Source organism: Paenibacillus sp., assembly GCF_035645195.1.
Lineage (GTDB): Bacteria > Bacillota > Bacilli > Paenibacillales > YIM-B00363 > Paenibacillus_AE.
This window is the reverse complement of the sequence record NZ_DASQNA010000015.1, coordinates 68551-79011: the sequence shown is the minus strand read 5'-3', so window position 1 is coordinate 79011 and position 10461 is coordinate 68551. Positions and strand designations below refer to the sequence as shown.

Annotated in this window: 11 protein-coding genes and 2 rRNA genes; 4 read left to right on the top strand and 9 right to left on the bottom strand. The window is 57.0% G+C overall.

Features of this window, described 5'->3' with window-relative positions:
- Both VE009_RS07500 and rrf read left to right on the top strand, forming a co-directional pair.
- Positions 1 to 114, top strand: a 23S ribosomal RNA gene (locus VE009_RS07500); the annotation flags it as partial.
- A 198-nt stretch (positions 115 to 312) separates the two neighbouring features.
- Positions 313 to 429 (top strand): 5S ribosomal RNA (gene rrf / locus VE009_RS07495).
- Between the two features lie 30 nt (positions 430 to 459).
- Here rrf and VE009_RS07490 read toward each other — a convergent pair.
- A complete protein-coding gene (locus tag VE009_RS07490; protein ID WP_325006764.1) occupies positions 460 to 771 on the bottom strand; it encodes a YetF domain-containing protein in 312 nt (103 codons plus the stop codon).
- Between the two features lie 17 nt (positions 772 to 788).
- A complete protein-coding gene (locus tag VE009_RS07485) occupies positions 789 to 1895 on the bottom strand; it encodes an MGDG synthase family glycosyltransferase (RefSeq protein WP_325006763.1) in 1107 nt (368 codons plus the stop codon).
- Between the two features lie 178 nt (positions 1896 to 2073).
- On the opposite strand from VE009_RS07485, the gene VE009_RS07480 reads away from it, so the two are divergent.
- A complete protein-coding gene (locus VE009_RS07480) occupies positions 2074 to 2637 on the top strand; it encodes a YkoP family protein (RefSeq protein ID WP_325006762.1) in 564 nt (187 codons plus the stop codon).
- Between the two features lie 76 nt (positions 2638 to 2713).
- Positions 2714 to 3562 carry a metallophosphoesterase gene (locus VE009_RS07475; RefSeq protein WP_325006761.1) on the top strand — a complete coding sequence of 283 codons (849 nt, stop codon included), beginning with the start codon at positions 2714 to 2716 and terminating at the stop codon, positions 3560 to 3562.
- Between the two features lie 69 nt (positions 3563 to 3631).
- On the opposite strand, the gene VE009_RS07470 is transcribed toward VE009_RS07475, so the two are convergent.
- From VE009_RS07470 to VE009_RS07440, 7 genes are read right to left on the bottom strand one after another with little or no spacing between them, the layout of a single operon-like run.
- Positions 3632 to 4549: a TadE/TadG family type IV pilus assembly protein gene (locus VE009_RS07470; RefSeq protein WP_325006760.1), complete on the bottom strand. Its 918-nt coding sequence runs from the start codon at positions 4547 to 4549 to the stop codon at positions 3632 to 3634.
- A 56-nt stretch (positions 4550 to 4605) separates the two neighbouring features.
- Complete coding sequence (locus VE009_RS07465) at positions 4606 to 5091, bottom strand: TadE/TadG family type IV pilus assembly protein (protein WP_325006759.1); 486 nt, start codon at positions 5089 to 5091, stop codon at positions 4606 to 4608.
- A 3-nt stretch (positions 5092 to 5094) separates the two neighbouring features.
- The gene (locus tag VE009_RS07460) at positions 5095 to 6108 is read right to left on the bottom strand and encodes a hypothetical protein (protein ID WP_325006758.1); all 1014 of its coding nucleotides are present in this window, start codon (positions 6106 to 6108) and stop codon (positions 5095 to 5097) included.
- A 14-nt stretch (positions 6109 to 6122) separates the two neighbouring features.
- Complete coding sequence (locus tag VE009_RS07455; RefSeq protein WP_325006757.1) at positions 6123 to 7022, bottom strand: type II secretion system F family protein; 900 nt, start codon at positions 7020 to 7022, stop codon at positions 6123 to 6125.
- 5 nt (positions 7023 to 7027) lie between these two features.
- Positions 7028 to 7948: a type II secretion system F family protein gene (locus VE009_RS07450; RefSeq protein WP_325006756.1), complete on the bottom strand. Its 921-nt coding sequence runs from the start codon at positions 7946 to 7948 to the stop codon at positions 7028 to 7030.
- 27 nt (positions 7949 to 7975) lie between these two features.
- Positions 7976 to 9241 (bottom strand): CpaF family protein, encoded by a 1266-nt coding sequence (locus tag VE009_RS07445; RefSeq protein WP_325006755.1) that lies wholly within the window; start codon positions 9239 to 9241, stop codon positions 7976 to 7978.
- 14 nt (positions 9242 to 9255) lie between these two features.
- Entirely contained in the window at positions 9256 to 10461 is a 1206-nt protein-coding gene (locus VE009_RS07440) for an AAA family ATPase (RefSeq protein WP_325006766.1), read from the bottom strand.

Genomic DNA, 10461 nt, shown 5'->3' with positions numbered 1-10461 from the left:
GATGAGATTTCCCTGCTTGAAGACCCCATGTAGACGACGTGGTTGATAGGTTCGAGGTGGAAGCGCAGCAATGCGTGGAGCTGACGAATACTAATCGGTCGAGGACTTATCCAACTACACCCCACAAAGTGACGAGTCGCTGCGAAGCGGATTCCGAGTACTTTGCGGGGACCCCAGCCATACGATGTTTCGTTTGATTTCGCATCCAGTTTTCAGGGGGCAAGTCTCCTTGAACAAACAAAGCTGCATGTCTTTTCTAAGGTATGATATTTTGCGGAATGTCTACTCGGAGAAGCGTGCGCAAAAATCAGGTTTGGTGGTAATGGCGGAAGGGAACCACGCGTACCCATCCCGAACACGAACGTTAAGCCTTCCAGCGCCGATGGTACTTGGACCGCAGGGTCCCGGGAGAGTAGGACGCCGCCAAGCCGACAAGAACGCCCTTGATCGTTACCGCGATCAAGGGCGTTTTTCGCTTTTCTCGATCACCGTAATCTGCCCGAAGGGATCCAAGAAAGCGCAATCCACTTGTTCGGCCGTGCGAAGACCTTTGCTGCGCAGCATATCATACAACTGCTCTTTCGTTACCCCATGATTGCGCAAGGCATGCAGACAAACGATACCCTCGTCAATGATTTGCATCGGCTCGTTCGACCGTTCGCCCTGCTCTTGAGCTTCTTTCGCGCCTCTCCATGCGCGGGCGGCGCCGGCGGTAGCGAACAGCATCGGAAGCAGCAAAAGGAGAATACAAAGCGTTATAATGTGCTGCATACGTGAACCACCCCTTTTTAAGGGCTTCGAAGGATATGGCGTACAGTGGATACAAGATCTTGTTCGGTCAGCTGCCGCCTGTAGGTTTCCAGCTTCGATTTCCAACCGTTCGAACGGTTCGATACCAGTTCGAGGAGTCTGGATTCCATATCGCCCACGTGCCAATCATGCCAGTCGTGAACCAACCCCAAGCGGAATAGGTAACGGAAATTGATTTCTTCTTGGCCCGGCAGCGAATGATAAATAAGGGGAGGCAGTCCGATCCGGATACATTCGCTCATGGTGACGCCCCCCGGCTTCGTTAAAATCGCGTCGGCTTCGTGGTAAAGCCGGTTGATTTCCGATTTGGACTCGATGTACGGCATCGGGACGATATGCGGATCGGCCCGTTGCCGCAATTCATCGAACAATCGCCGGTTTTTGCCGCAAAGGACTTTGTAGGTGATAGCGGCGCTGCTTCGGGTGTTCTCGATCAAGGTTCGCATCTGACCTGCTCCGAGGCTGCCGCCGGCCAGCAGAACGGTAACCCGCGGCTCCTGCCTTTCGGCGATGCGGGGGGAGCCGTCGATTTCGGGATGGACAGGGATGCCGGTTACGAAAATTCGGTGGTCTTCGACGCCTGATGCAGTTAGTTGCTCCTTAATATGGCGATCCGGGACGAAGTGATAATCCGCTGTACGGCGATCCCAGACGTTGTTAATGAAAAAATCCGTATACACATTGACGAAAGGAACGGACGTCTCGCCGAGCCGCCTCAATCGACCAACGATATAGGAAGGCAGACAGTGGGTGCATAGGACCAAATCCGGTTGTTGTTCCCGGAGCAAGGCTCTCATCGCCTCAAGGAAGAGCAGTTCGTAACTGTAAAACCGTTTTTGACGGGTGCCATGGGAATACGCCGATTTCCTGTATATCCAACTGTATACGCCTGGGAAGCTATGAATCCACCGCAAGTAAATGCGGGAAACCAAGGCTTCGATCGTCTCGGAAGCGTAGGAGAAGATGTCGATTTTTTCGCATTGGGCATCGGGTTCCGCGATCCGGATATACTCGCGCAACGCATCAGCCACCTGGTGATGGCCCGAATGAAATCGAAGAAACGGCAGCAGCAGCACCTTTTTCATTCCGGCTCTCCTCCATAATGTAATGACCTTAGAAGTTTTTCCGCCTCCGCCGTAATTTAACGCATCATTTCGCTGGCGAGGAAGGAGATCATTAGCATTCCACCTTGGATTCCCTTTTTGAACCGCGTCGTCCCTTGGGATACTAAGCACCGAATCCAATCCGAAGGGGTACACTCAGATGTATGGGAAGACGTGGATGTTATGGATTTGGAGATGGGTCGATCCCATTTACTACATGTTTACGCGTCTGCGTTACGTCGAAGCGGAGCCGGAACGGAACATTTTCAGGGTAAGGCTGCTAACTTACCGCGGGAAACCGTTAGTTCTTTCGAACGGAGAAAGCGTGAAGCCCGGGGACGTGTTGTTGAAGATCCATCTGCATAATGTCCGGCTGCTCCAAGCGCTGTTTCCGCTGCGCGGGGACATCGAACGGGGGAAATACATTCTGCGGTCGGTGCAAGCGTCGCTGCCCTGCTTGGCCGATTACGTACGCCGCCATCCGATGTCGAAGGAGATCAAAGGGCTGATCGGCATTACGCTGCTGAACAAAGGCTGCGATCGCCTCGGCTTCGAAGTATTGCCGATCGGCAGCCGAGGATTGAAAATAATGAAATGGGTTCCGCAATCGATGATCTGTCTTCTCTTCGTGTCGCAGCCGTTCAAAACGATTCGAAAACAATCGTTGAAATATTTGTATATGCCGAAAGAAACATTGTTCGAGAAATACGGAGCGGTCGATTGAAATAATTACAACTAACAATCTATCCCCCGATTTTCTATAATAAGTAGTCTAGTAGAAAAGAAGGGGGATCGTTAGAATGACGATAATGTGGTCGATCGTGGCTGTAGTCCTCCTCGGGTTCGGTTACAAAGCATATAAGAATACGAAGGATGTCTTTCTGCGAAGAGAGCGCATCGGCCTCGCCGAGCATCCGGAAGCCCCCGTATTGAACGTGCTTCATCTATCCGACATGCATTTGGAAAACATATCGATATCGCCGGACGAGCTCTACGATAAGCTCCGCGGCGAGACGATTGATATCATTGCGCTGACAGGCGACTTCTTGGATCGCAAACGTACGATTCCGAAACTCGCCCCGTATCTCGAAGCGCTGAGAAAGCTCGAACCCGCTCACGGCATTTACGCGGTGTTCGGAAATCATGATTACGTATTGCGTCCGGAAGCGTTCCAGAAGCTGCGCAAGACGTTCCATCAATACGGCTGTAGAACGCTGCAGAACGAAAGCGATGTGGTGGAGATCGGCGGCCGCCGGCTGCATATCATCGGCATCGACGATCACTGTACGGGACGAAGCGATTTGAAGAAATCTTTCGCTCGCGCGACGCAGCACGAATACCGTCTCGTTCTTACGCATGATCCGAACGTCGTGCTGGAGCTCGATCCGTACCATTACGATTACTTGCTGTCCGGCCATTTCCACGGCGGGCAAATTTGTTGGCCGAAGCCGTACCATTTGGTGAAGATGGGGAAGCTGGTTCGGTTGAATATGATCAAAGGGCTCCACTACGCCGGGGGAAAACCGTTTTATATCAGCGAAGGGCTGGGGCAAACGGGCGTCAACATCCGGGTAGGAAGCCGGCCGGAAGTGACGATGCATCATCTGGCGATCACCCAAGGAGCCATGTCTCGAACGGCGGCAGGGTAAGACAGGCAAAAAAACAGGCAGCGGCGTTCGACACGAGTACGTTCTCGTTCGAACGGCCGCTGTTTGTCGTTATTTCACAAGCAAAACGCTCTTAATGCCGTAGGCGCCGGCGCCGGGGTCGGTAATCGCATGCGGGTCGATCATTTCCACGAACTTGCCGGCGATGTGGACGGTTTCGCTCGCGCCGGTGCCGACGATCGTGCTCGAAACCGACTCGAACAAGGCGAAACCGAGGATCGGCACCGTAGAGCTCGACTTCGCTTTCGAGAAGTCGGCGACGGGGCAAATAACCCGGTTTCGGCCTTCCGCGATACGAATATCGAAGCCTTTGTCGACAGGCCCGGTCCGTTTGCCCGTAATGGTCAAAATTTTCTCGCCGGTCTTCGGCAGAACGCCGTCCGATGACTTGAAGCCGTAAGCGATCCACCGTTCGAGGGCCATATTGATCGTTTCGTCGCCGGAGATCGCGCCTCGGCTTAGATCGACGAGGCCGAAGTTGCCGACGGTCGAGTTGTCGCCGTAGATGACGGTCGTTTGCCCGTAAACGAGCGGAACGGTATGAAAAATAGCGATCGGAATGACCTCCGTCGGCTGGTGCAAAAACTGTACGACGGCCTCCGCCTTCCCCGTAATCGTCACGCCGTCGATGCCGACGATGGGAAGAAACAGAAGGGGAAGCTGCGCTTCGTAATGGACTTTAATCCCCTTGTTCTGGTTAAAAAAGTTAATATTGCTGATCGACACGGCCTGCCCGTAATTGCTCTGAAAAATGTCGACGGCGGTCGAGCGCGCGGTCGGCGTGTCCGGCAGTTTTTGCGCCGCGGATAATGCGGATAGATCGGAGGCATTTTGAATTTTCATCTTATTGTATAGAAACCAACCCGTATCCACGGCCAGGCCGACCAGCGCGATCAGAACGGGAAGCAGCAGCGCAAACAGCGTCACGGTTTGCCCCCGCTCGTCACGGACGAAGCGCGGCAGTTTCATCGCACGCACCCCCTTTCGAATCGGCGGTCCTCGCTTCCCTGGGAGCAAGCCGCGCGTTATGAATTAGGGACATATTCCACCAAGGTTACATAAGCGCTTCGCAGCTTCACGCCTTCGATCTCCGACAGAACCGGCGTGAGGAACCGGTACGTGTACTCGGTCGAGGAGCGAATTGAAGCGCCTTTCGCCCTTAGCGACAGCGCCGGTTGGAACGTCAAGACGATCGTCCTCCCGTCGGCTGCGGTCAAGGTCAGCTGGCCGTAGCGCTGCCCGCTGGCGTTCGTCGCCTCCGCGTACGACGTGGAGGAAACCGGAATCATCGTTTCCGCGATTCGTCCGGCTTCGGTGCGCAGCGCATCCGCGCTCATCCCGATGCTGGCGCCGCGCGCCGTTTCCTTGGTCAGTTGATCGAGCGTATGCTTTTGGTACAAGATAAAACTGAAATCGATCAGAGCGAACAAAAACAACAGGATGACCGGCAAGACGATGGACCATTCGAGCAAGCTTTGCCCTTCTTCGCTGCGATTACGGCGCGCCATCATGCCTCATCTCCCGTCCTGCAACACGATCGTCACGCCGTTCTTCGACCATCGGATCGCGCCGCCGACGATCGAAGCGCGCTGCTCCATGGCCGTTTTCTCCTCCGACATGTTCCCGTGCTCCCAGACGACGCCGACCGTCTTGATGCGGACCGCGACGCCGCGGAGACGCCACCGGACGCGAACCGACACCTGCTGCGTGCCGCCGGTCGGCGCGATCCATTGGAAGCATTCGGCCACGATGCGCATCAACGTGATGCCGAGATACCGTGGCAGCGGACGCTCGGCCCCGAATTCCGTCACCTCGCACGGAATGTTCGTCCGCTCCGTGAAGCCGTCGCAGAACGGGAGCAAGTTGGAATATAAGCCGTCCCCGCGCCACACTTCCGGATCGAACAACAGAGCGGAACTGCGCAGCCGCGCGGCGCTCTTCCGGTAGATGTCGCGGATGCGGTCCAGCCGATCTTCGCCGCCCCCGGCCGCTTCGTGATGAGCGTGTACCATCTCGGCATGCGAGAGAGGCTCCAAAAACTGTTCGCGGATGACGTCGTAGATACGGCTGCGTTCCCATTCCAACGCCTCGACGAGCCGCTTCGGGTCGGGCTTGCGCCCTTCGGAACGAATAGGCCGGCGCAGCCAGTCGAACCACGACGTCCACCACTGCGGCGGAAGGTAGCCGCCCACGCGATCCATCGCCGCCAAATTGACGATTTCCACCATCGGTTCGTTCGAGAGGCGCGCGAACCAGCGCTCGGGCCGAACGTCGGGCACCTGCGGCGTCCACGTGATCCGGTCCGGATGCTTCTCCATATAAAGATCCGCCACCGCCTTCGTCCGGTCCATCGAATATTGGTCCCAGATGTGAATGATGCCGCCTTCCTGAAACCAGGCGTGAGCGGTCAGCTTCGACAAATATCGCTGCAGTTCATCTTGATGATTGCGCGTGACGAGGACGACGACAGGCCGGGTCGGAATGCGCACGGACATGAACCGCATCGTGCGAATCGGAAGCAAGGACATAACGATGACCTCCTTTACTGACTTGTAAACATTTCAATAATCTGCAGTATGCCGGGTCCGAGAATGACCAAGAAAATCGGCGGAAAAATAAACAACACGAGCGGAAACATGATTTTGACGGGCAGCTTCATCGCTTTCTCGTGGATGCGCTGCGCGCGCTTCATCCGAAGCTGCTCCGACTGCATCCGAATCGTGCGCACGATGCTGACGCCCATTTTGTCCGCCTGAATGAGCGCGCGCACGAGCTGGGAGAAGTCGGGCAGCTGTACGCGCTCGGCGGCGTGCCGCAGCGCTTCTTCCCGCGTCGAGCCGACCGCGATTTCGCGCATCATCCGCTCCAGCTCCGTGTACAGCGGACCGCTGCGCTTCGCGCAAATTTTCGAAAGCCCGTTGTCGAACGACGTGCCGGCTTCCAGGACGACCGACAAAATATCGAGCAAGTACGGCAGCTCGCTCTGCATTTCCTGGCGCTGCTTGTTGACTTTCCCGCGAATCATTAGATCGGGAAGAAAGAACAGCGCGAAAGGCACGATCCACATGACGGGCGCCAGCGAACCGCTCGTCAGCAGCAGGAGGCCGAAAAACAGCAGCGTCGAGCTGAACAACAGCCATTTCGTTCCGATCAACCGATTGACGTCGACCGGATCGGTCAGCAGCAGCGTGATGCGCATCAAAAATTCGCGGTACCTTCTTGGCGTCAGCTTGCCGACGGCGGAAGCGAATCGCTGCACGAGCGGGGTCAGAATGCGCTGGAGCAGCGGAATTTCATAAATCGTCTTGTGTTCTCGCGGGAAATAGATCCGAATGCGCTGCATCAATCTCCGTTTCGGATGCCAGACCAAGGCGTACCAAACTAGATTCCAAAACGAGTAGCTCGCGACAAACAACAAAGCGACGAATATCATACGGTCCATGGGACTCACCTGATCTTAAACCGAATCATTTTGCGGATGACGAAAATGCCGATCGCCTGGCTCCCCGCCGCTACGGCGAGCAGGATGATGCCGAAAATGTTATTGACGAGAGCGGACATGTAATCCGGACTGATGGCGAACAGGAAGAAGAACAGGAACAGCGGCAGCATGCCGATGACCCAAGCGGACATTCGGCCTTGCGCGGATACGGCCTTCACTTCCTCCGCCAGCTTTTCGTTTTCCCGCATGACGTCCATCAGCTCGTCGATGACCTGCGTGACGTTGCCTCCGGTTTCCCGGGTGATGAGAATCGTGTCGACGACGAGCGTCAGCTCCTCGATATCGAGCCGTTTGCCGAAGTCGGCGAGCGCCTTCTCGAACGATTCGCCGAGCTTGAGCGACTGGGTCAGCGATTGAAATTGCTCGGAGAGCGGCTGCATGTTTTCCCGCGCGACGAGATCGATCGCTTGCACGATGGAGTAGCCCGATTTCAGCGCGCTGGACATCAGCAGCAGCGCGTCCCCGAGCTGCGCCGCCATTTTTCGTTTGCGCCGGGCGGGCAGCTGCTTGAGCAGGACGAAGACGAGTCCGTACAGCGCCGCCGCGACCGCCAGCGACGGAATCGGCCCCCAGACGAAGGCGAAAAGCAGCAGGATCAAGCCCGCGCCGAACAAAATCGAGACGAATTCTTTCGGCGTGAGCGGGATAGAGGCGGCGGCCAGTTTGCGCTGCAGACCGTTCCACACTTTCCGCTCCATCAGCGTCGGCCGGTCGTTCTTGCGCTCCGACTTCGCCGTTTTGCTTTTCTGCTGCAAGTACCGCCACATCCGAATGCGGGTCACCAGCGCCCCGTTCAAATTCCGGCCGACGGGCAGAAACAGCCCGAAGGCGGCGACGAACAGGCAAAAGAGAAAGATCCACCGCATCCCAAGTTCTCCTCCTTTCCTTAACGTTCAGTGATCTTTGAAGCTGACGGACCCCGTTTGCACGAACTTGCCTTTGACCGCGGTTGAGCCGTAGGCCGGCACTTCCTCGAAGACGAACACGTCTTGAAGCACCACGGTGTTGTTTTCGATTCCTTCGACATGCGTAATGTGCGTGATCTTCCGGCTGCCGTCGCGGAATCGTTTCTGCAGGACGATCAGGTCGACCGCGGAAGCGATTTGCTCGCGAATCGCCTTGAGCGGCAAGTCGTAACCGGACATCAGCATCAGCGTCTCGAGACGGGACAGCACGTCGCGAGGGGCGTTGGCGTGAATGGTGGACAGCGAACCGTCGTGACCCGTGTTCATCGCTTGCAGCATGTCGAGCGCCTCGCCGCCGCGCACCTCCCCGATGACGATCCGGTCCGGCCGCATCCGCAGCGAGTTGCGCAGCAGATCGCGAATCGTCACTTCGCCTTTGCCTTCCACGTTCGACGGGCGCGTCTCCAGCGAAATGACGTGCGGCTGGCGCAGCTTCAGCTCGGCCGCGTCCTCGATCGTAATGATGCGTTCGTTCTCGGGGATGAACGCGCTTAAGATGTTGAGCAGCGTCGTTTTGCCGCTGCCGGTGCCGCCGGCGACAAGGATGTTCATGCGGCTCACGACCGCCTGCTCGAGGAACGCCGCCATCTCCTTGCTGAGCGCCCCGAATTGAATAAGCTCCTGGATGCCGAGCTTATCCTTGCGGAACTTTCGGATCGTCAGCGTCGGCCCGTTCAGCGCGAGCGGGGGGATGACGGCGTTGATCCGGGACCCGTCCGGAAGCCGGGCGTCGACCATCGGGGTGCTCTCGTCGACGCGGCGGCCGAGCGGCGCGATGATGCGTTCGATCACGTGCAGCACCTGTTGGTCGTGCAAGAAGTGGTGCTGGCTTAGCTCCAGCTTCCCGAACCGTTCGACGTACACCTGCTTCGGCCCGTTCACCATGATTTCGCTGATCGTATCGTCTTCGAGCAGCGGCTGAATCGGGCCGAGACCGGTGATGTCCTGTACGACTTGGGTGATGAGCGTATCCTTTTCTTCCTTCGGCAAAAATTTTTGCTCTTCGGCGAGCAGCGTCTCCAAATAATTGGCGACCTCCTGACGCAGCGCAGGATGCTCCGTTTCGTCCGTGATCCGTTGAGTGCGCAGCAGCAGCTTCGATCGGATGCGCTGCATCAGGATGATCATTTCTTGCTGTTCGTTCGTTTCGCCGGCGGTTTGTTTGTTTTGTTTCAGCTTTTTGTAGAGCGACACGGCCGCGTACCCCCTTACGAATTACGTTTCGACCATGGCCACCACGATCGCTGCGGCTTGCGTCCGGCATCGAGCGTGTAATAGGACCGGAGCCCTTCGATCATGGCGCCGAGATCTTTCCCTAACGACGATTTGCTGTCGTAAATGAACTCGGGCCGGCCCTGATTGATCGACTTGAGCACGTGCGGGTAGTCGTTCGACAGAAATTTGTAGACCGGAACCCCCAAGATGTCTTCGATCATGCCCTTCGTAAAATGGCTTTTCGACGAATGCCGGTTGACGACGATTTTGATTTTGCTTTCGTCGATGCCGAGATCGTACATCGTCTTCAGTCCCGTCTTCGTGTTGCGCAGCGAGATGAGCTCGGGCGAAGTGACGAACAATATGACGTCGCTTCGTTCCAGCGCGACGACGGACGATTCGGTGAACCCCGGCGGGCAATCGACGACGACGTAATCGAACTGCTCCTTGAGCAGCGAGAACACTTTGATCAGCGCCGGTTCGCTGATGAAATCCGCCTCCTCCGGGTTTTGCGGGGAAGGGAGAATATACAGCTGCAGCGGATGCTTCGTCATCAGCTGCCGGAGCTCGCGGCCCGTCAGCTTCTCGATGTTTTCGACGGCGTGCGTGAGCGTCGCTTGCGGCACGATGTCCATCATGACGGAAATGTCGCCGAACTGCAGATCGAGATCGACGAGCGCGGTATCCTCCCGGAACCGGTACGAGAGGCCGGCCGCCAGCATGGACGACAGCGTCGATTTGCCGATGCCGCCCTTCGTGCCGAATACCGTGATCATCTTCGGCGCGCGGATCAGGAGCCGCGTCGAATGGCCGGCGTAATGGTCGCGCAGCGGGCGGATGTAATCGTACACGCTGCGCAGCGATTCGACGAGCTCTTCGGCCGGGTACGGCTTCGACAGCACGTCTCGGGCGCCGGCGTTCATCAGCTGCCTCCGTTTCGCGGACGTATCTTCGCTGGTGGTCACGAGCACGGCCAAGTAAGGAGAGTGGGTGAGCAGCTTTTGAACGTCATCGGCGGCGGGGCCCGAGCAGGCGCTCTCGTCGAGAATGACGACGTCGGGAAAGTAGCGCTTCATCTCCTCGAAGCCGCCCGCGACGGACGGCGAATGTCCGAGCACGTGAATGTTCGGCTCCCCGCGAAGCATCTCCTCGAGCAGCTCATGCGACGCATCCGAGGCGTTCAAATGAAACACCCTCAT

What these genes read in the sequence shown, in the direction of transcription:
- VE009_RS07470 (WP_325006760.1), bottom strand. Translation starts at nt 4,549, where the DNA reads ATGAAACTGCCGCGCTTCGTCCGTGACGAGCGGGGGCAAACCGTGACG.
- VE009_RS07490 (WP_325006764.1), bottom strand. Translation starts at nt 771, where the DNA reads ATGCAGCACATTATAACGCTTTGTATTCTCCTTTTGCTGCTTCCGATG.
- VE009_RS07440 (WP_325006766.1), bottom strand. Translation starts at nt 10,461, where the DNA reads ATGAGGGTGTTTCATTTGAACGCCTCGGATGCGTCGCATGAGCTGCTC.
- VE009_RS07460 (WP_325006758.1), bottom strand. Translation starts at nt 6,108, where the DNA reads ATGTCCTTGCTTCCGATTCGCACGATGCGGTTCATGTCCGTGCGCATT.
- VE009_RS07480 (WP_325006762.1), top strand. Translation starts at nt 2,074, where the DNA reads ATGTATGGGAAGACGTGGATGTTATGGATTTGGAGATGGGTCGATCCC.
- VE009_RS07465 (WP_325006759.1), bottom strand. Translation starts at nt 5,091, where the DNA reads ATGATGGCGCGCCGTAATCGCAGCGAAGAAGGGCAAAGCTTGCTCGAA.
- VE009_RS07450 (WP_325006756.1), bottom strand. Translation starts at nt 7,948, where the DNA reads ATGCGGTGGATCTTTCTCTTTTGCCTGTTCGTCGCCGCCTTCGGGCTG.
- VE009_RS07485 (WP_325006763.1), bottom strand. Translation starts at nt 1,895, where the DNA reads ATGAAAAAGGTGCTGCTGCTGCCGTTTCTTCGATTTCATTCGGGCCAT.
- VE009_RS07475 (WP_325006761.1), top strand. Translation starts at nt 2,714, where the DNA reads ATGACGATAATGTGGTCGATCGTGGCTGTAGTCCTCCTCGGGTTCGGT.
- VE009_RS07455 (WP_325006757.1), bottom strand. Translation starts at nt 7,022, where the DNA reads ATGGACCGTATGATATTCGTCGCTTTGTTGTTTGTCGCGAGCTACTCG.